Origin of the sequence: Moritella sp. PE36 (assembly GCF_000170855.1) — a bacterium.
Classification (GTDB): Bacteria; Pseudomonadota; Gammaproteobacteria; order Enterobacterales; family Moritellaceae; genus Moritella.
In genome coordinates this window covers 1-20,510 of record NZ_ABCQ01000019.1, presented here as the reverse complement: position 1 = coordinate 20,510, position 20,510 = coordinate 1, and the positions used below count along the sequence as shown (strand labels likewise).

16 protein-coding genes are annotated in these 20,510 nt (G+C 43.4%); 7 read left to right on the top strand and 9 right to left on the bottom strand.

The genetic code is table 11. From position 1 onward, the window contains the following. The first annotated feature begins 33 nt into the window (after positions 1–33). Positions 34–876, top strand: coding sequence for a phosphonoacetaldehyde hydrolase (gene phnX / locus PE36_RS12265; protein WP_006032358.1), 843 nt, complete (start codon positions 34–36; stop codon positions 874–876). After that, on the top strand, positions 876–2,330 hold the full coding sequence (locus PE36_RS12260; RefSeq protein WP_006032357.1) for an FAD-dependent oxidoreductase: 1,455 nt from the start codon (positions 876–878) through the stop codon (positions 2,328–2,330). Before phnX ends, PE36_RS12260 begins: the two co-directional genes overlap by 1 nt. Before the next feature lie 101 nt (positions 2,331–2,431). Here the strand turns inward: PE36_RS12260 and PE36_RS12255 are convergent, their stop codons facing one another. The 5 genes from PE36_RS12255 to acs form a co-directional block, all read right to left on the bottom strand. Next, a complete protein-coding gene (locus PE36_RS12255; protein ID WP_006032356.1) occupies positions 2,432–4,084 on the bottom strand; it encodes a glycosyl hydrolase family 18 protein in 1,653 nt (550 codons plus the stop codon). A gap of 466 nt (positions 4,085–4,550) precedes the next feature. Further along, complete coding sequence (accC, locus tag PE36_RS12250; protein ID WP_006032355.1) at positions 4,551–5,909, bottom strand: acetyl-CoA carboxylase biotin carboxylase subunit; 1,359 nt, start codon at positions 5,907–5,909, stop codon at positions 4,551–4,553. A 14-nt stretch (positions 5,910–5,923) separates the two neighbouring features. Beyond that, positions 5,924–6,373, bottom strand: a complete 450-nt coding sequence (gene accB, locus PE36_RS12245; RefSeq protein WP_006032354.1) for an acetyl-CoA carboxylase biotin carboxyl carrier protein — start codon at positions 6,371–6,373, stop codon at positions 5,924–5,926. 13 nt (positions 6,374–6,386) lie between these two features. Then, positions 6,387–6,845 (bottom strand): type II 3-dehydroquinate dehydratase, encoded by a 459-nt coding sequence (aroQ, locus tag PE36_RS12240; RefSeq protein WP_043994480.1) that lies wholly within the window; start codon positions 6,843–6,845, stop codon positions 6,387–6,389. Between the two features lie 411 nt (positions 6,846–7,256). Next, positions 7,257–9,203, bottom strand: a complete 1,947-nt coding sequence (gene acs, locus PE36_RS12235; protein WP_006032352.1) for an acetate--CoA ligase — start codon at positions 9,201–9,203, stop codon at positions 7,257–7,259. Between the two features lie 295 nt (positions 9,204–9,498). Here acs and PE36_RS12230 point away from each other — a divergent pair, with 295 nt between their 5' ends. After that, positions 9,499–10,653, top strand: coding sequence for a 3-phenylpropionate MFS transporter (locus PE36_RS12230; protein WP_006032350.1), 1,155 nt, complete (start codon positions 9,499–9,501; stop codon positions 10,651–10,653). Between the two features lie 69 nt (positions 10,654–10,722). Here PE36_RS12230 and PE36_RS12225 read toward each other — a convergent pair whose 3' ends face one another. Next, on the bottom strand, positions 10,723–11,172 hold the full coding sequence (locus tag PE36_RS12225) for a protein-disulfide reductase DsbD domain-containing protein (protein ID WP_006032349.1): 450 nt from the start codon (positions 11,170–11,172) through the stop codon (positions 10,723–10,725). A gap of 262 nt (positions 11,173–11,434) precedes the next feature. Here PE36_RS12225 and PE36_RS12220 point away from each other — a divergent pair, with 262 nt between their 5' ends. Further along, a complete protein-coding gene (locus tag PE36_RS12220; protein WP_006032348.1) occupies positions 11,435–11,956 on the top strand; it encodes an FxsA family protein in 522 nt (173 codons plus the stop codon). 211 nt (positions 11,957–12,167) lie between these two features. Further along, positions 12,168–12,971 carry a uroporphyrinogen-III C-methyltransferase gene (gene cobA / locus PE36_RS12215; protein WP_006032347.1) on the top strand — a complete coding sequence of 268 codons (804 nt, stop codon included), beginning with the start codon at positions 12,168–12,170 and terminating at the stop codon, positions 12,969–12,971. Positions 12,972–13,044: 73 nt separating this feature from the next. Here the strand turns inward: cobA and PE36_RS12210 are convergent, their stop codons facing one another. Next, positions 13,045–13,659: a TetR/AcrR family transcriptional regulator gene (locus tag PE36_RS12210; protein ID WP_006032346.1), complete on the bottom strand. Its 615-nt coding sequence runs from the start codon at positions 13,657–13,659 to the stop codon at positions 13,045–13,047. Between the two features lie 190 nt (positions 13,660–13,849). Here PE36_RS12210 and PE36_RS12205 point away from each other — a divergent pair, with 190 nt between their 5' ends. Next, a complete protein-coding gene (locus PE36_RS12205; RefSeq protein WP_006032345.1) occupies positions 13,850–15,052 on the top strand; it encodes an efflux RND transporter periplasmic adaptor subunit in 1,203 nt (400 codons plus the stop codon). After that, on the top strand, positions 15,049–18,144 hold the full coding sequence (locus PE36_RS12200; RefSeq protein ID WP_006032344.1) for an efflux RND transporter permease subunit: 3,096 nt from the start codon (positions 15,049–15,051) through the stop codon (positions 18,142–18,144). The genes PE36_RS12205 and PE36_RS12200 overlap by 4 nt, the downstream gene beginning before the upstream one ends. 127 nt (positions 18,145–18,271) lie before the next feature. Here PE36_RS12200 and aspA read toward each other — a convergent pair whose 3' ends face one another. Both aspA and PE36_RS12190 read right to left on the bottom strand, forming a co-directional pair. Next, the gene (gene aspA, locus PE36_RS12195; RefSeq protein ID WP_006032343.1) at positions 18,272–19,723 is read right to left on the bottom strand and encodes an aspartate ammonia-lyase; all 1,452 of its coding nucleotides are present in this window, start codon (positions 19,721–19,723) and stop codon (positions 18,272–18,274) included. Between the two features lie 282 nt (positions 19,724–20,005). Next, positions 20,006–20,510: MATE family efflux transporter (locus PE36_RS12190; RefSeq protein WP_006032342.1), on the bottom strand; the 505-nt coding region annotated here is incomplete at its 5' end.

The following is a 20,510-nucleotide window of genomic DNA, read 5'->3' as shown; positions in this document are numbered from 1 at the left end:
TATCAACAAACTCTTACTTTGGAAAATATTATTATGTCTAACATCGTACAAGATCAGTCAGTAAAACTTAATCATGTTCAGTCTGTTATTTTTGATTGGGCGGGTACTATCGTTGATTTCGGTTCATTTGCCCCGACCACTATTTTTATTGCCGCATTTAAAGCGCAGTATAATTTTACTATTAGTTTAGCGGAAGCACGTGTGCCTATGGGCCTAGGTAAATGGGATCACATTAAAGCGGTATCGGCATTACCAGATGTTGCCGCGCGTTGGCAAGCACAGTTCGGGTCGACGATCAGTACCGCTGATATTGATGCGATTTACCAAACATTTATGCCGCTGCAGATCGCTAAAGTTGGCGAGCATGCTGATCCAATCCCACATGCACTCGATGTGGTTAATGGCTTAAAACAGCAAGGGATTAAAATTGGTTCATGCTCTGGTTATCCCCGTGTGGTCATGGATAAGCTCATTCCTATCGCGGCAGCAAAAGGCTATGTGCCAGATTGTGTTGTTGCTACCGATGACCTAGCGGCAGGCGGTCGCCCAGCACCTTACATGGTGCTTAAAAACGTGATTGATATGGCGGTGACCGATGTTGGCGCCTGCATTAAAGTGGATGATTCGGTACCGGGCATTGAAGAAGGCCACAATGCTGGCATGTGGACGGTGGGCTTATTGTTATCGGGTAACGAAGCGGGTCTCACACTCGAAGAATACCTTGCCGCAGACGCAGCGACATTACACCAGGCGCGTGAGAAAGCCCGTGATCGTTTCACGCCATTTAACGCCCATTACCTGATTGATACCATTGCTGACCTACCACAAGTGGTTGCCGATATTGATGCACGTTTAGCCGCTGGTGAACGTCCGTAATGACTAAACAGCCTGAGTTTCAACCTTTTTGGTTTCAACAAGCGATGGATCTTGAAGAGGACTACCGTAATGGTGTGCAACCACAAGCGCTCACTGCCGATACCGTCGCCGATGTGTGTATTGTGGGTGGTGGTTACACGGGATTGTGGACCGCGATCCAACTCAAACAGCAACAGCCAACACTGGATGTCATGATCATCGAGAAAAGCCTCTGTGGTAGTGGCGCATCGGGGCGTAATGGTGGTTGCATGTTAACGTGGTCGACTAAGTACTTGTCGATGCAACGTTTGTATGGCGAAGCGCAGGCGGTTGAATTAGTCAAAGCATCAGAGCAAGCGGTAGATGAAATTGAAGCCTTTTGTTTGCAGTACAACATTGATGCGGAACTGCGTCGTGACGGCACCTTATTTACCGCCACGAATACCGCGCAAACCGGTGGGTTAGAGGCGACATTAGCGGCGTTAGATAAACATCAATTAAACAGTTGGCAGGCGTGGGAAGCGAAGAAAGTACAACAGCATGCCGGCTCTGAATTACATCAAGCAGGACATTTCTCTCCGGTAGCCGCCAGTGTGCAACCCGGGAAATTAGCCCGTGGTTTAAAACGCGTGGCAGAGCAACTTGGGGTGCGTATTTATGAAAATACCCCGATGTTAGTCATTAATGATAATGCGGTTAAACCAACAAACAGTAATAAAAATGCTCAACATAAAGTGGTGATTAATACCCCGCAAGGGACTGTTTATGCGGCGAAAGCGGTGATGGCATTGAATGCTTGGATGTTAGAACAATTTCCACAGTTTAAAAATAAAATTGTGGTGGTCTCGTCAGATATGGCGATCACCAAACCGATACCCGAAAAGTTAAAAAAAATGGGGATAACGGACGGTAAAACCGTGCTCGATTCACGTACCTTTGTGCATTATTACCGGACCACACCTGATGGTCGGTTAATGTTAGGCAAGGGCGGTAATCACTTCTCTTATGGTAATGCAGTAAGGCCCTTATTCGATCAGCCTACACGGTATGGCAAACTACTACGAGAGTCGTTTGATAAGTTATTCCCGACGCTGGTGGATGAAGAGTTTGCCGTGACTTGGACTGGGCCATCCGATCGTTCGGCGACTGGCTTGCCATTCTTTGGCAAAATTGCAGACTCAGGTAATATTTATTATGGCTTTGGTTATTCCGGCAGTGGCGTTGGCCAAACCTGGATTGGCGGCAAAATATTAGCATCTATGCTACTCGGTAATAACGATAAATGGAGTCATAACGGCTTAACAACAGGGCCGAAAGGTGGCTTTCCACCTGAACCCGTGCGTTGGTTAGGCACCATGATGGTACGTAATGCTATTCGCCGTAAAGAGCGCTGCGAAGATAATGACACCAGGCCTTTCTGGTTCGATAAACAGTTGGCTAAGTTTGCAAACTCGGCCGGTAAAGCGGATAAATAATTCGATAATTTGAACACAATAAAAATCCAGTATTAACGTGAAGCGAATACTGGATTTTTGGTTTTAACTGATCTATTTAATCAATATTATCTTGTCAGTTATTAACGCCATACCCCCCATTCACCCGTTGTGCCTGGTTCTTCACCTGTCGTCCACCATTGCGCTGTCCATGTTGAACCGTTATGGGTGACTTTATCTCCACCCACATAGATGCTATCCGCTTGCCAATCACTGTCGTTAATTATGTCGCTTACCACAGTGACAATACGCTTATCGGTCATGGTTTGCTGATTATCTTGGCCGTAGGTTAAAGTGTAAGTTAACTCATATTCACCTATAGCATCGATATTTACCCCACCTGCGACAGTGATGTTACTAGTAAGATCGCCTTGGGTTGGATGGCTGGCTGTTACGCCCAGCATTGGATCAAACTGACTCCCAATCACAATGGTGGTATCCGTGATACCGTTAAAGCTTGGTAATACTTCGTATACCGTTACCTTACGCACTTGATTTGCGGTTTTGTCATCACTGCTGACGCTGTACGTTAATAGATATTCACCGACTTGGTTAGTATCGACATGACCGGTTACTGCCACACTATCAGTGATGTCGTTACCCTGATAATCTTTAGCGGTAATACCTGTTAAAGGATCAAAATGACCATTAAGCTCGATACGAGTATCGACAATACCAGCTAAGGTTGGCGTCATATCGATGATCGGCGGTAATTGATTATGAATAAAATTGCCGTAATCTTTAATAAACTGCTGATTGTAACTGTTGTTGGCCGCATCAGTGCCCATATCCCAGTTTACTGACCAGGTCATGACGCCACGTAGTGGTTGTCCTTGGGCTTTTAAACGATCAAACGCGCGATACAAATCTTGAGGATCTTTGACATAACCGGTGGCGGCTGCATCATTACTCGAAGGCAGTCCAAACACCAGTTTATCATGTGGTATCTTGTGGAAATTACGCGTGCCGTTAATGAGAGAATCTGCAATGTAGTAAATAAACTCTTCTTTTAACTCGTCGTTGTTTTGTGCTATCCAACCAACCCCTTCAATCCAAAGACCGTCGCCACCCTGGTTATAGAATTGCGGATTAATAAAATCATAATAACCATCGAGCTCGGTCAAGTAGGGGGTATAAGCGCCATTTGCAGTTAAGTATGGGAATTCTGGCGCCATGGTGATCATAAAGTTGTCACCGGTTTTACGGTAATGATCTTTCACCATTTTTAATGCTGTAGGAATGACATATTGGTTATCTTCAGCCGTGATAGCAGCTTGTTCTAAATCGATATCGAGACCATCAAAGCCGTAACGATCTGTTAGACGTATAATTTCTGCTGCGAGTGCATCCTCATCACCTCGAGTTAACGCGATATGTGCATCTGCACCACCAAGGGCCAGTAGTACACTGCGTCCCTGACTATTAAGGGTATTGATCTGCTCGATAAATTCAGCTTCACTCATACCTATTGTTGGATCTAGTTTAAAGGTTGGGATTCGACCTTCTGCGGTATCATAAACTTTCATAAATGAAATGTTGACGACATTATACTGCGGGTTGACTTCGTTGAGGTCAATACAAGGGGCATTACCCCCCTTATAACCACCACCATCACACCAGTTGTGCCAGTAACCAACGACCACATTGTCGTCCTGTGAGGTGATCGTCCCTGCAATACCCGCTGTTGAAAATAAGCCGGTAAAGATTGCCGCCGAAAGTATAGATCTTAGCTTCATAATTATTCCCCAAATTAACGCTGTTGACGCAATGAAATATCCTATCTTATTGTTAATACGCTATTAAACTACAATAAAATGTATAGTTATTTAGGGGGGCTTGTACACAGCACTCTTTTTTATGAGAGAAAAAATAATGCCTATAGCGATGGTTAATAAAAATAATATGCAGGATCAGGATAAATGGTCTAAATAGAATGTATCACTCATAGTTTAATTTGTAACGTATTGTTTTATATGTAATTTACATCTATTTTATTTCGTTGAATGATTTTATCTTGTTGCTACAGGAGGGTTTCAATAGATTTAGGGAATTTCGGACGGGTAATGCGGTTAAATCTATTAGTGATTATAGAGGTAATACCAGCTAATTTTAGGCGCATAATAAAAAACCCAAGACGAGTAAATCGCTTGGGTTTTTTTGATCTGCAATGAGCTTAACTCTTATTTAGAACTGATTTAGTTCCTATTTCGCGTCTAGCGCTTTTTGAGCTAATTTCTTCTCTAAATAATGGATATTAGTACCACCATTCTGGAAGTTTTCATCACTTAAAATCTCGAGATGCAGTGGAATGTTGGTCTTAATACCATCAATCACCATTTCACTTAAGGCATTACGCATTCTGGCGATTGCCACGTCACGGTTTTCACCGTAAGTGATTAATTTACCAATCATGGAATCATAATGCGGTGGTACTTTATAACCCGCATAGATATGTGATTCCCAACGTACGCCAAAACCGCCTGCAGCATGGAAACGTTTGATCAGACCTGGACTCGGTGCAAATGTCACCGGATCTTCGGCATTGATACGACATTCAAGTGAATGACCGGTCAGACGCACTTCATCCTGAGATACCGACAGTGGCATGCCCGCGGCGATACGTAATTGCGCTTTGATCAGATCAATACCAGTGACCATTTCGGTAACAGTATGTTCAACCTGAATTCGGGTATTCATTTCGATGAAATAGAACTCACCGTTTTCATACAAGAATTCAAAGGTACCAGCGCCACGGTAGTTGATATCAACACAGGCACGACTACAGCGTTCACCGATATGACGACGAATGTCAGCGGTGATACCTGGTGCTGGCGCTTCTTCAACTACTTTTTGATGACGACGTTGTAGTGAACAATCACGTTCACCAAGGTAGATTGCATTACCTTGGCCATCAGCCAGTATTTGGACCTCAACATGGCGAGGATTCTCTAAGAATTTCTCCATGTATACCATGTCGTTACCAAAGAATGTTCCGGCTTCGTTACGGGTTAATGCGATCGAGTCAAGTAATTTAGATTCTTCATGCACTACACGCATACCACGACCGCCACCGCCACCGGCAGCTTTAATAATGATCGGGTAACCAATACGTTTAGCAATATTTTTATTACGTTGCGCGTCTGTATCGAGCGGGCCATCAGAACCTGGTACGCAAGGTACACCGGCTTTTTTCATTGCCGCAATAGCAGATACTTTATCGCCCATGAGACGGATTGTTTCAGCTTTAGGACCAATAAAAATAAAACCTGACTGCTCTACCTGTTCAGCAAAATCCGCGTTTTCAGCTAAAAAGCCATAACCCGGGTGAATAGCAACGGCGCCGGTGATCTCAGCTGCGCTTAAGATCGCAGGTACATTTAAGTAACTGTCTGCGGCAGCAGGCTTACCGATACAAACTGTTTCATCAGCCAGTAATACATGCTTTAGTTCACGATCGGCTGTTGAGTGTATGGCTACAGTTTTAATACCCATTTCTTTACAAGCGCGAAGAATACGTAGTGCGATTTCGCCGCGATTGGCGATAACAACTTTATCCAACATTGGAAACCTCGTAGTTATTCAATGATGAAAAGTGGTTCATCAAACTCAATAGCTTGACCGTCTGTCGCTAGGATAGCTTTAACTACGCCAGCTTTATCTGATTCGATTTGATTCATCATCTTCATCGCTTCTAAGATACACAGCGTATCGCCAACATTGACAGTTTGGCCAATCGTTACAAAAGGTGCTGCGCCGGGCGATGCTGCATCATAGAAAGTGCCAACCATAGGAGCGCGAACCTGATGGCCTGCTACTTCTGCTGGAGCCGCTTCAACTGCTGCCGCTGGTGCGATAGGTGCAGCTGCTACTGGTGCCGCAATCGGTGCTGGTGCATATTGTACTTGTGGTGCTACGCTGCTAAAGCGATTGATGCGTACCGACTCTTCGCCTTCAGAAATTTCTAATTCAGCAATGCCAGACTCTTCAACAAGTTCAATCAGTTTTTTAATTTTACGGATATCCATCATAATCTCTTTATTATTTGTTGTTAGTTTGCTTTAGCTGTTTGGCAGCAGAAAGCAACGCAAATTCATAACCATCAGCACCTAATCCACAAATAACGCCTTTGGCGACATCGGACAGATAAGAATGATGACGAAATTGTTCTCGTGCGTGTACATTAGAGAGGTGTACTTCGATAAATGGGATTGAAACCCCTAATAATGCATCTCTAATTGCGACACTGGTATGCGTATATGCTGCTGGGTTGATAATGATAAAATCAGTATTACCCATTGCCGCATGAATATGATCTATAAGCTCGTGCTCTGCGTTAGATTGTTCGTGGCGCAGATCAATATCGTGCTCAGTTGCAACATCGGTTAAATGTTCTACAATGTCACTAAGTGTTTGATAGCCGTAAGTCTCAGGTTCTCTTTTACCTAAAAGATTTAGATTCGGTCCGTTGAGTAACAATATTCTGGGTTTGTTCGGCATATTGCTTCCATTGTCTGGTAAAATCACACTAACTTCGCCAATAATGCTGATATCGTTAGTATTTCTGAACACTCCAACTATAAATATATATAAAGTATAATTGTTGCTAATTTTCTACACATTATATGATTTTCGAAGAATATAACAGCATTTAACTGGTCTTATCTGATATTTTATTAAAGTTTACACTCTAATTTAAACCTAGCGCACATGATAAATAAGGCTGTTATCGCGTAGCGTGTTGGTGGGTTTATAGAGGCTGTTGTTGATAGAATTGTCAATTAATTGAAATGGTCATTATCGCTGATACAAGAATAAAAAATCGGTGTGACCAAGGCTAGGGTGACACCGATGAAAGGTAATAAAGTAATAACGCGATAGCAGGTTATCGACCTACTATCGTGTGATTGTTTAGGCTCCTTGCTTTTCAGCAATTAAAGTATCAACCACGCTTGGGTCTGCTAGCGTTGATGTATCCCCTAACGAATCTGTGTCATTGGTTGCTACTTTACGCAGGATACGACGCATGATCTTACCTGAGCGGGTTTTTGGTAGTGCCTCCGTCCAATGTAACGTATCCGGCGTGGCAATCGCACCAATTTCATTGCGAACCCATTGTTTGACTTCGGCCACTAATGCGTCATCGGCTTTTTCGCCGGCATTCAATGTCACGTACGCATAAATACCCTGACCTTTAATGTCGTGCGGTACACCGACGACAGCGGCTTCGGCAATTTTGCTGTGTGACACTAATGCACTTTCAATTTCTGCGGTACCCATACGGTGACCCGATACATTAAGCACATCATCGACACGACCGGTGATCCAGTAATAACCATCGGCATCACGTTTAGCACCATCGCCGGTGCAGTACATATTCGGGAATGTGGAGAAATAAGCTTCTTCAAAGCGGCTTTCATCGCCATAAATACCACGCATTTGTCCAGGCCAAGAATCTAAAATAACCAAGTTACCTTCATTCTCGCCTTCTAACAAGTTACCTTCATTATCGACCAAGGCAGGGCTAATACCAAAGAATGGACGGGTTGCAGAGCCTGGTTTCAGTGCCGTTGCGCCTGGCAGAGGCGTAATTAAAATACCCCCCGTTTCGGTTTGCCACCAAGTATCGACAATCGGTGTTGATGAGTTGCCAATCTTGTTGTAATACCATTGCCATGCTTCAGGGTTGATTGGTTCGCCTACCGAGCCCATTAAGCGCAGTGAAGTACGTTTGGTGCCTGTGATAGCATCATCGCCTTTGGCCATTAATGCGCGGATGGCAGTTGGTGCCGTATAAAGGGTGGTGACCTGGTGTTTATCAACCACTTGACTCATACGAGCAGTATCAGGATAGTTTGGCACACCTTCAAATAATACCGTTGTTGCGGCGTTCGCCAGTGGTCCGTAGACTAAATAGCTGTGGCCGGTGATCCAACCTACATCGGCAGTACACCAGAATACGTCGCTGTCTTGATGATCAAAGACATATTTAAAGGTCATCGTGGCATACACGAGATAACCGCCTGTGGTGTGTAATACGCCTTTGGGCTTACCGGTTGAGCCGGAAGTATAAAGAATGAATAATGGATCTTCGGCATTCATCGCTTCTGGTTCGCATTCACTTGGCTGGTCTTTGACGACATCATGCCACCACAGGTCACGGCCTTCATGCCATGCAATGTCGGCTTTAGTGCGGGCAAATACAATGACATTGTTAACACTGGTCACTTGGGGTTTAGCGAGTGCTTTATCAACACAATCTTTGAGGCGAATAATACGGCCAGCACGCACACCTTCATCGGCAGTAATGACTAATTTCGCACCGCAGTTGTTAATTCGATCGGCCAGTGCTTCTGCTGAGAAACCAGCGAATACAATTGTATGCACGGCACCAATACGAGTACAAGCCAGCATCGCGATAGCGGCTTCTGGCACCATTGGCATATACAGACAAACGACGTCGCCTTTTTTAATGCCTTGGGCTTTTAATGCATTTGAAAATTGGCAAACTTTTTCGTAAACGTCTTGATAAGTGAGTTTTTCAGAATCGTTGGGATCATCACCTTCCCAAATAATGGCCGTTTTGTTGGCATTATCTTTTAAGTGACGATCAAGACAGTTGGCTGATACATTAAGTTTACCGTCTTGGAACCATTTAATGTCGACACTGCCAGGTTGGAAACTGGTGCTTTTAACTTGGCTATAAGGCTTGATCCAGTCAACTATTTGCCCTTGTTCACGCCAAAAGGCTTCCGGGTCGGTAATTGAATGCTTGTACATGGCTTGATAAGCACTGTCATTTAATAAACTGTTTTGCGCAAATTCTGCAGGTACCGGATATAGTTTAGTGTCGCTCATTGTTCTTCCTTAATAGTATTTAATTCCTTGTCCACATCTGGATGTAAGCATGTTTTATTGTGGTTTTGTTTACATCTGCTGTGAATAAAAATGCCATGACCGCTAATATCTAGCAATACGACTTTAGTATTAATGATAGTTTTTTGTGATGACTTTGCTTTAATCATTAATTTATATAGAAGAAATAGTGCCTAGGTCATCATAATATTTTATGGAAAAATAGCGCATCTCTATTACTAAGGGCGTAGAATATCGATAATTATTGGACTGATATGTCATTATTTAGGGATTCAACATGCGCTTTGCACTGCCATCATCAATATGGATGGGATTTTATTACGCTTTTTTCTTCGGTGTATTTGGTATTCTGCTGCCATTCTGGGCATTATGGTTAAAAGGCGAAGGTATCTCCACGGAAATGATCGGTAGTATGCTGGCATTTGCACTCGTTGCCCGTTCTGCTGGGGCGTTATTATTGACCCGCAACTTGGTTTCCACTACCTCCCTATTGACCCGCGTTCAGCGGTTAACGCTCACTGCGATGGTCGCGTTCTCTGGTTTTTATCTGATTGAAAATGTCTATGCGATCTTTTTATTAGTTATTTTAACTAACTTTATATTTTCACCGTTGATGGCCTTGGGTGAGACGATAGGTGCGAAGTTAGTGCGCTACAATAATATGGATTATGGCAGAGTGCGGTTGTGGGGCTCGATTGGTTTCATGTTGTCGAGTGCGTTAACTGGCTTTTTGGTCGAAGAGTTTAATCATAAAATAATTTTATTGTCGATTATTGTTGGACTTGGGATCTTATTTCTACTCACTATTACACCCGCGAAGAATATGCCTGAAGGTGGAACGGCAACCAGCAAACCGAGTTCGGGTATTTTGACTATATTAAAGCGTCCAGCATTTTGGCCATTTTTAGCCATCACCTCATTATTACAAGGTGCTCATGCGGCTTATTATGGTTTTGGTGCTGTGTACTGGCAAGATATTGGTATTAGTGAAACTTATATCGGTTATTTCTGGAGTGTGGGGGTTGCCGGTGAGATCTTCTTTTTAGCGTTTGGTAAACGCTTCTTTGGCAATGTCAGTATTGCCATGATGTTTGTCATTGCTGCTGCTGGTAGTGTGTTACGTTGGACCACATTAGGCTACGCCGTTGATGTTACGCCTATTATGTTGTCACAGTTATTACACGGGGTGACGTTTGGTGTCGCACACCTGGCATCAATGCGTTATATGTCGGAACGTGTCAGTGAAGAAGATGCGGTAGCGACACAAGCTATTTATGCCGCGTTGCCGTTTAGTTTAGCCATCGCCATTCTGACGTTTGTATCTGGGCTATTTTATCCGATCGTCAAAGCTGACATCTTTATTTATATGGCGCTAGCTGTGTTGCCGGTATTCTTAATTGCCCGCAGCAAGCATATTTCTTTTATTAAATAGAATAGATAACGACGACGCCAGCAATAAAACCGCAAGTGCTGCCTTGTGGTTTTTATTGCTGGTGATATTTTATTGGCTAATGAATGTTTTTGTCATGGGTGGATAACACAAGCCTGCCACTGCACAGCCTTGATAATGGATGGTGATCTCACTCGCCGGTGCTACATCGGCAACGGGTACTGACAGCATCAATTCGTACTGAAATATTTCGACATCGCCAAAATATTCATCATGATAGTCTTTACCTGCAGGCAAGCCGTCGATAGTGTAGTCATTACCATTAATGGTGACACGCAGTTTATTCTTATATAAATAATAACCCTCGGTAATTTGCCAGAATACATTGAGGTTTTCGCCTTGCTGCAGTTGCGAAAATACAAAGGCGTCTTCGACAGGCAAGAATGCTGGCGCGCTTTGTGGTTTATTTGCAAATAGACTAAAATTATTATTGGCTAATACGGGTATGGTACTTTGCAGAACGAGACTGCTGGCTAATAATAGCATCGATTTTAGGTTCATTTTTTCCAACTTTATGCTGTTTTAGTTGTCTAAATTATGGTGTCTGTCACTGAGTATTATGGACTATCTACTCGCTGACAACTTGAAAATGGGGCTAATGCCCTTATGTTACTTTACATCATAACTGTTTTGTGCGAATTTTTTAGGTCTATGTTTAAGTACTATGTTTACATATTATTGCTAGATACTATTTTTAGATAAGTGAGTGACAAGGGTGTTCCTTGTTAGGCTGTCTACTATAACTAAATTTTGAGAGGTTAATGTGTTAGGTCGTTTATTTTTTCTGTTTACTGCGATGACATTAATTGAAGTGTATGTACTAATGTCGATAGGTTCGTTATTAGGTGCTGAGCTGACTATTGGTATTATTATTTTAACTGCGTTTGCCGGTTCATACTTGGTTCGTAACCAAGGTCTACAAACGGTGCAAAAGTTACAAGCGCGTTTAGCAGCTGGTGAAGCGCCGGGACAAGAAATTGTTGAAGCTATTATGCTGTTGGTATGTGGTGTGTTACTGGTTACGCCGGGTTTTGTGACTGATGCGTTAGGTTTGTTAGTATTAACCCCACAAATTCGTGGCCGTTTAGCGAAAGCGATTATCGCCCAGTACAAAGATCGTATTATTCCACAATCGATGTTTACCGGTGGTGCTCAAGGTTTCCAGTATTCGTCACAATCGTCACCATTTCAACAGCAGCCAGGTGCAGATAACAAGGCTAAAAATGAAGGTGTTATCGAAGGCGATTTTGTTGAAGTAAACCGAGATGACAATAAGCTTAATTAATAATCGATACACAAATAAATACCCAGAGGTGCGGTCGAAAGATCGCGCCTTTTTTGATCTTGCTTCGCTTGGTATAACTTATACTACTCCGCTATTGGTAAGCCTCGCACAGCTTGGGTATATTAGGAAGATAAAGACATACAGTGATGATTCAGTTACTGTGAATCGTAGTTAGTCACGAGAAAGCTGACGCAGTAGCTAAGGATATAGAATGACAGAACAAGGGTTACCAATAACAGAGGGTGAACAGCGTACTGTTCGCAATGCAGGGAAGGTTATTTTGGTCGGTTCTGGCCCGGGTGATCCGGATTTATTAACGGTAAAAGCGTTACGTTTACTGCAACACGCTGAAGTAGTTGTGCATGACCGTTTAGTATCAGCAGAGATCATAGCCTTGATCAACCCACAAGCTGAATGTTTCTTTGTTGGCAAGCAAGCGGGGTATCACTGTGTCCCACAAAGCGGTATAAACCAACTGCTGGTGGAGCTGTCATTGCAAGGCAAGCAAGTGATCCGCCTTAAAGGTGGTGATCCGTTTATCTTTGGCCGTGGTGGTGAAGAACTCGAAGCCTTATTACCGTTTAACATACCGTTTGAAGTGGTACCGGGTATTACCGCAGCATCAGGCTGTGCGGCATACGCTGGGATCCCGCTGACACACCGCGATTATACCCAAGGTGTGCAGTTTATTACCGGACATTTAAAAAATGATGCGCATCAGCTAGATTGGCCGTTACTTGGTAAAGCCACGCATACATTGGTGTTTTACATGGGCTTGACCCAGAGTAGTGGCATTGCGAGTAATCTGATCGAACACGGAATGGATGCCGCAATGCCGGTGGCGATTATAGAAAAAGGTACCAGCAAACAGCAACGCACATTGCAAGGATCGTTAAAAGATCTGGGTGCTCTGGCTGCGCAAGCTGAAAGTCCGTCACTGATTATTATTGGTAAAGTGACGCAGTTAGCCAGCAAACTGGATTGGTTTAGCACCACGCTTGATACTGCCGAATAGCGGCATTGAAAAGGTAATAAACAGGGTTGTGCTCATCTATATCTATCTGCGATATCAGCATAACCCTGATTGCTTAACTTAAACTTTGATATCCTCGTACAAATAGACGCACAGAGCTTTGTAAGTAGTGGTTAATTTCCTGCTCTGATAACGACTCTTCAATATTAAATTCTAACCGTGTCCACTGCTCACCTTTAATTATTGCCAGGAATTGTATGGCCGCTTGGCGACAGTCTTCAATATCAAGCTCGCCACGGCGATGATATTCAGTTAAACAATTAGCTAATTTGTCGATCACAAACAGCGGTCCCGCTTCAAAAAACAACCGTGATAAATGCGGATGGGCAAGGCTCTCTGCAGCACAAGTTCGGTGTACCGCCATGGAATCAGCTGAAGTGATCATGGTAAAAAATCCTTGTGCGAATAAGGTTAACGTCGGTTCAACCGGTCCTAGATTCTCGGGTAATAATTCTCCTACGCCCAATAATTCGCATTTGTAGCTGATAGCAGTAATAAATAATTCATCTTTGTTGCCAAAATGACTATACACAGTTTGTTTGGATACCCCGGCTAATTTAGCGATGAGATCCATGCTGGTGGCCGCATAGCCATGCTGGGTAAATTGTACTGTTGCCGCATCAAGTATCTGATTTCGCTTTACTTCACTTTTTGTTCTAGGTTTATTCATCTATTCATACCGCTAATAATTTGAATGTACATTCCATTATAAAATGTTATAGATACGTTAATATTTATAAAATGGACTGTACGGTCTAGTTTGATTTTGCTATCTTTGTAACTGGACTTGCCAGTCTAGTTTAGAAAAGGCTGAAACAAAAGTGTTGCGTTGCATAGAGCGTAAAAAAAGGATATTGATTATGTTTAGAAAGAGTTACCTGTCTTTGCTGAATACAAAAACAGCACAATGGATAAGTATATTGCTAATTCCGCTCACACTACAAGCGTGTAGTGAGGTTGTTGCTGACGAAACGCAGCCTGTGTCACAGTATTTACAAGCCAGTAGTGAGTATTTGACTCAGCAAGACAGTTACCAAGTCGAAAATAAATTTGTCGGTAAGGTAATTGCTAAGCAAGATGCAAATTTAGGTTTTGAATTTGCGGGCATCATTAAAACCCTACATGTGATTGAAGGGCAGCAAGTGGTGAAAGGTCAATTGCTGGCAGAGCTCAATACGCAACTGCTATTAATCGAGCGTAACCAGCTCGAAGCACAACTGCAGCAAGCGGAAGCTGAATTTGATTTGATCGAAGCCAATCTCTCGCGATTAAACTCGCTGAGTAAGCGTGGTTTTACCTCAGAGCAGAATATTGATGAGCTGTCGTCGCAAAAACGCGTCATTGCCGCCAATATTCGCAGTACCTTATCAGGGCTAGAAGCAAGTCAGTATCGTATTGATAAATCGAAACTATTAGCACCTTTTAATGGCATTGTCAGTAGTCGTCAGATTGCCCAAGGTGAAGTGATTGCGGCAGGAACCACGGCATTTAGATTGTTACAAACCGGTGCTTCGGAAGTGACGATTGGTGTACCTGCGAGTTTTATCTCCCAACTGCAAGGCAAGGAGCATAAACTCGAGATCGCCGGTATGAACTACGCTGCAAGTCTATTAAGTGTCGGTAATGAAGTTGATACGGTAACGCGAACAATTAGTCTGCGTTTTGCATTAGCCGATAACAGCGCTGTTTATAATGGCCAATTGGCTTACCTTGCTTTGTCTCAAGCCTATCAGCAACCGGGTTATTGGGTCCCATTAAGCGCCATTACTGATGGTGTGCGTGGTATGTGGAATATTTATACCTTAGAGCAGGATGTCATGCAGCAAGATCGTGATGATCATGCAGCGGCGACACCGGCACTATTTCAGTTAAAAAGCACCACAGTAACGGTATTACATGCCACTGAAACGGCCGCGTATGTGCAAGGTGATCTGAAAGATAATCAAGCGTATGTCAATGTCGGGATCCACCGTTTTGTACCGGGACAACGGGTAACGGTTCGCCATCAGCAAGCTTTTGCTCAGCAACCGTCGGCTGAAAATACCTCGGAGCATAAGATATGATCAAGGCGTTTACTGAAAATAATCGCCTGATGGCACTGCTGATTATTTTACTCATCGTGGCAGGGCTGGGGTCGTTATCAACGCTACCGCGCACCGAAGATCCTCGGATCACCAATCGGATCGCCAGTGTGCTGACCTTGTTACCGGGTGCCAGTGCTGAGCGTGTCGAAGCTTTAGTGACAGAGAAGATAGAGCAAAAATTACGAAAACTGGCGGATATTAATCGTATTACGTCGACCTCTCGACCTGGTATATCCATTGTACAGTTGAAATTACACGATACCATTACTGATCCTGTGCCGATTTGGTCGCGGGTGCGAGATCTGCTTAATGACGTAACCAGTGAGTTACCGGCTGCGACTGTCGCGCCACGATTAGAAGATGATCGTGGTTATGCCTACACGCAATTGATCGCCGTTAAATGGCAGGGCGACAGTGCGGTTGATTTAACAACATTAGGTCGTTACGGTAAAGAATTACAAAATCAGTTAAAGGTGGTCTCAGGTACGGACATTGTCAGTTTGTTTGGCCGCGGTAAAGAACAAATATTGGTGGAAATAGATAAACATTTAGCGGCGAATTTGTCGTTATCGACACAAGCTATTTCCAACATTATTTTAGCTGCTGATGCCAAAGTATCTGCGGGTAATATCATTAATGATTATAACCAAATGCAGATTGAAGTCGCGGGATCGTTTGATTCTGTTGCTCGGATCCGTAAGATCCCCTTACTCAATGACAGTAAAGGTGGTGTGGTTCGGTTAGGTGATATTGCTCAGGTCAGTAAACAATTACAATGGCCTGCACAAGAGATCGCGATTGTTGATGATCAATATGCGGTGGTGGTATCAACACGTATGTTGCCTAATTTACGTATTGATAAATGGAGTGCGCAAGTTGATGACGTCGTTGCCGCTTTTAATCTGCAATTACCGTCCTCATTAACCACTGAAGTATTGTTTGATCAATCCCAATACACCGAAGACAGACTGCAAGGTCTGGTGGAAAACATCCTGATTGGTTTTTCGATAATAGCCCTGGTGCTGCTCGTGACGTTAGGCTGGCGCGCGGCATTAATCGTCACTTTATCCTTACCGTTAACAGTACTGTTTACTTTGACTGTGATGAATTATTACGGCTTGCCGATCCATCAAATGTCGGTAACGGGTTTGGTTGTGGCACTGGGTATTATGGTGGATAACGCGATTGTGATGGCAGATACCATTCAGAAGCGTCGCCAACAGGGCTTCAGTGCCAGTGCTGCCGTGCAAGGTGCGGTTAAGCATTTATGGTTACCGTTATTAGGCTCAACCTTAACCACGATATTGGCGTTTATGCCGATTGTGATGATGCCGGGACCATCGGGTGAATTTGTCAGTGGTATTGCGTTAAGCGTTATCTTTGCTTTAATCGGCTCGTATCTCGTCTCACATACTATCGTTGCCGGTTTATCGGGGCGTTTTCTGGTTGGTCGTTCGTCAGACGGATCGGCACGGACGACGACTTGGTATAATAATGGCATTGAGTTAGTTAGCTTAGCGGCCGCTTTCCGTCAATCATTGGTATGGGTATTAGCCAGACCTAAACTCAGCATAGGGTTAGTGTTTATCTTACCTTTGAGTGGCTTTATCTTGGCTAAACATCTGGATGAACAGTTCTTTCCGGCGTCGGATCGTGACATGTTTCATATCGAATTATTTATGCCAGTGCAAACCAGTATTATTGCCACTGAAGTCATGACCAAAACCATCAGTGACTTGTTAGCCCAGCAACAAGGGATCAGTAAAGTACGCTGGTTTATTGGTAATAATGCCCCGTCTTTCTATTATAATTTAATGCCCAATAAAGACGGTGCCCAGTATTATGCCCAAGCGATGGTGACCGGTGACAGTTTCCAGCGGGTGAATGAATTAGTACCGTCATTACAAATATTGCTTGATGATGCGATCCCAGCAGCGCAGATATTGGTGCGGAAGTTAGAACAGGGTCCTCCGTTTAGAGCGCCTATCGAATTACGTCTGTTTGGTCCTAATTTAGATACCTTAAAAACCTTGGGTGATGAAGCCAGACGGATCTTAATCGGTACCAAGAACGTGATCCATACTCGCGCGACTATCCAACCTGGGTTACCGAAAATATGGCTAAAAATTAATGAAGATGTCAGTCAATTAGCCGGGTTAACCCTGACCGATGTGGCGACACAGTTACAATCAACATTACACGGTACCGTCAACGGCTCGATTATCGAGGCCACTGAATCTATACCAGTACGGGTACAGATTGCCAATGAGCAACGTCGTAGCTTATCTGACTTAGCTAATATCAGTCTGAGCTCGCCACTATCGCAAAGCAGTATTCCGCTGGTGGCATTAACGACATTAGCCTTAACCCCGAGTCGTGGTGCGATCCCACATTGGAATGGGGTACGGGTTAATACTGTTGAAGGTTATTTAGTCGCTGGGGTATTACCCTCAACGGTACTTAATGAGTTTTCGGCGCGGTTAGCCAGTGAAAACTTTGTATTGCCACCGGGTTACCGGATGGAGTTTGGTGGCGAGTCTGCTAAACGTAATGATGCGGTCGGCAATCTGTTAGCCAGTGTTGGTGTGATTATGATGTTGCTGATTATTATCGTGGTACTGTCATTTAACTCATTCCGTTTAGGTGGGGTGATTGTTTTATCCGCTATTCAATCGGTGGGGTTAGGCTTACTCAGTATTTACGTGTTTAATTACCCGTTTGGTTTTACGGTGATCATTGGTCTGCTTGGCTTAATGGGCTTAGCAATTAATGCCGCGATTGTTATTTTGGCGGAATTAAAGTCAGATCCAAAAGCCGTCGCCGGTGATAGCGAGGCCATTATTAAGGCCATCACCAGCTGTACTCGCCATATTACTTCTACGACGATCACGACCGTGGGTGGTTTCTTACCGCTTATCTTAGCGGGTGGTGGTTTCTGGCCTCCATTTGCGATAGCGATCGCCGGTGGTACGGTATTAACCACCATGTTATCGTTTTACTTTGTACCCGCAATCTTCGTATTGATGAGTCGTAAAAGAGCCTTTGAAGTGACGGCCGTAGCAGTGTTGTGATAAACAGCAGTAGTACGTTGTTTAAGGCATAAAAAATCCCCGTTACTGTTACTGTCGTCGGCAGTAATAGTAACGGGGATTTTATAGTTAAACGGTTTATTTAGGTCGTTAACTTAACTCACTTTAATTAAACCGCTTTTGCAAAACGTTGCGCTGTGTATTTTGGATTCATCAAGTTTTCGATAGAGAATATGTCATCTAATTCTGCTTCAGACAGTAAGCCTCGCGCCAATACCACTTCACGTACGCTCTTGCCTGTTTCAGCACAGATACGACCGATAGTATCGCCTTCATGATGACCAATGAATGGGTTTAAGTAAGTGATGATACCAATTGAATTTAATACGAAGTCTAGGCATACCTTGCGATTAGCCGTAATACCTTTCACACATTTATCTTGTAGCGTGAAGCAGGCATTTTCTAATAACGACAATGATTCAAACAGACATTGACCAATCACCGGTTCCATGACGTTTAATTGTAATTGCCCTGCTTCAGCAGCCATGGTGATGGTTAAATCGTTACCACATACTTTAAATGCCACTTGGTTAACCACTTCAGGGATAACTGGGTTTACTTTGGCTGGCATGATTGATGAACCGGCTTGCATTTCTGGTAGGTTGATTTCATTTAAACCTGTGCGTGGGCCAGAAGACAGTAGGCGTAAATCGTTACAGATCTTCGATAGTTTTACCGCTAAACGTTTTAATCCGCTTGATAACATTACATAAGCGCCACAGTCAGAGGTTGCTTCCACTAAATCTTCTGCAGGTACAAAGGCATGACCAGTGATCTCAGCTAATTTTGCAATCGCTAATTCTGAATAACCGACTGGGGTATTTAAACCTGTGCCAATGGCAGTCGCGCCTAAGTTGATTTCAAGCAGTAATTCTTGGCAACGTTTGATGCTTTTAATTTCTTCTCTTAAGGTAATACCAAACGCACGGAACTCTTGCCCTAATGTCATCGGCACTGCGTCTTGTAACTGGGTACGACCCATTTTTAATACGTCATTAAACTCTTCCGCTTTGGTTAAGAAGGTTTGGCTTAATGAAGTTAGCGCAATTAATACAGCGTTAGAACGTTCAAATAAAGCCACGCGGAATCCAGTCGGGTAGGCATCATTGGTGCTTTGACTTTTATTGACGTGATCATTGGGATTGATGTGGCTGTAAGCGCCTTTGGCATGACCCATTTGCTCGAGTGCGATATTGGCTAATACTTCATTGGTATTCATGTTTACCGATGTACCCGCACCACCTTGAAACGCATCAACCGGAAATTGTGCGTAAAACTTATCAGTCGCCAGTAAAATGTCACAGGCATTCACGATCGCGTCGCTAATGTGTGGTGGGATAGTGCCTAAAATACCATTGGCGAGTGCTGCCGCTTTCTTGGTTTTTACCATGCCGCGTACAAATTCAGGACAGTCACCGATTTTCTCTCGACTGATATGGAAATTTTCCATTGCTCTTAATGTGTGAATACCATAATAAGCGTGTGCTGGTATTTTTTTAACACCTAATAAGTCAGTTTCTAGACGGGTTTCTTGAGTAAAATCGGTTGCTAATACAGTCATTAGTACACTCTGCTATGTGATCAAAACGTAGGAAGGAGAACGAAATTTATGTGCGGATAATACGTTGTATAGTGTTAATAAAATGGGCTTAGATCACCTTTTCAAACAAAAGTTGAACAGTGCTAAATATATTTTTATTTGGCCTAAGAAACAGCAAGTTTGATGGAGTATTAGTGCATATTCGAGTGGTGAATTTGTGCTTTACTCGTTGATCCATCAACACGGGATAATTGGTGTAAATGTATGCTGTTTAGCTGGATTTTAATTGCCTCATTCACGGGTTCACTTTAGCTGTAATTCATTCTCTAATTGATCGCCTAATTCATTACGCAGCTCGTTCTGTAATTGCTGGGCGTAATAGAGGGCCAATAAACCGACTAAAACATTAGCACTGGCAATACCAAAGAAGATACCTTTTTCACCATAATAATAACCGCCAATACTCGATAGACTAATGATGAGCAGAGAGCGCAGCACGCTAAGGCTTAATGCTGACATTGGTCGATTAAAGCCATTTAAGCTAGACGCGACCGCCATCATAATGCCCTGCATAGCAAAAGAGGCAGGGATAATATAAAGGTATAAGGATAAGTGACCGATCACCACGGCATCATCACTGAACAAAGTGGCGATATAAGGCGCCGCGATGGCAATAACCAGATAAATAGCCAGCTGTGATATTAATGAATAACGGATCGCCAGTTTGATGGCTGTTAAACAACGCTGGGGATTATTGGCGGATGAATTTTGGGCATAAAGGGCTAGCATCGAGCTAACTGCGATCATG

Excerpts from the sequence above, each read along its gene's own strand:
- phnX (WP_006032358.1), top strand. The coding sequence starts at position 34 with ATGTCTAACATCGTACAAGATCAGTCAGTAAAACTTAATCATGTTCAG.
- PE36_RS12260 (WP_006032357.1), top strand. The coding sequence starts at position 876 with ATGACTAAACAGCCTGAGTTTCAACCTTTTTGGTTTCAACAAGCGATG.
- PE36_RS12255 (WP_006032356.1), bottom strand. The coding sequence starts at position 4,084 with ATGAAGCTAAGATCTATACTTTCGGCGGCAATCTTTACCGGCTTATTT.
- accC (WP_006032355.1), bottom strand. The coding sequence starts at position 5,909 with ATGTTGGATAAAGTTGTTATCGCCAATCGCGGCGAAATCGCACTACGT.
- accB (WP_006032354.1), bottom strand. The coding sequence starts at position 6,373 with ATGGATATCCGTAAAATTAAAAAACTGATTGAACTTGTTGAAGAGTCT.
- aroQ (WP_043994480.1), bottom strand. The coding sequence starts at position 6,845 with ATGCCGAACAAACCCAGAATATTGTTACTCAACGGACCGAATCTAAAT.
- acs (WP_006032352.1), bottom strand. The coding sequence starts at position 9,203 with ATGAGCGACACTAAACTATATCCGGTACCTGCAGAATTTGCGCAAAAC.
- PE36_RS12230 (WP_006032350.1), top strand. The coding sequence starts at position 9,499 with ATGCGCTTTGCACTGCCATCATCAATATGGATGGGATTTTATTACGCT.
- PE36_RS12225 (WP_006032349.1), bottom strand. The coding sequence starts at position 11,172 with ATGAACCTAAAATCGATGCTATTATTAGCCAGCAGTCTCGTTCTGCAA.
- cobA (WP_006032347.1), top strand. The coding sequence starts at position 12,168 with ATGACAGAACAAGGGTTACCAATAACAGAGGGTGAACAGCGTACTGTT.
- PE36_RS12210 (WP_006032346.1), bottom strand. The coding sequence starts at position 13,659 with ATGAATAAACCTAGAACAAAAAGTGAAGTAAAGCGAAATCAGATACTT.
- PE36_RS12205 (WP_006032345.1), top strand. The coding sequence starts at position 13,850 with ATGTTTAGAAAGAGTTACCTGTCTTTGCTGAATACAAAAACAGCACAA.
- PE36_RS12200 (WP_006032344.1), top strand. The coding sequence starts at position 15,049 with ATGATCAAGGCGTTTACTGAAAATAATCGCCTGATGGCACTGCTGATT.
- aspA (WP_006032343.1), bottom strand. The coding sequence starts at position 19,723 with ATGACTGTATTAGCAACCGATTTTACTCAAGAAACCCGTCTAGAAACT.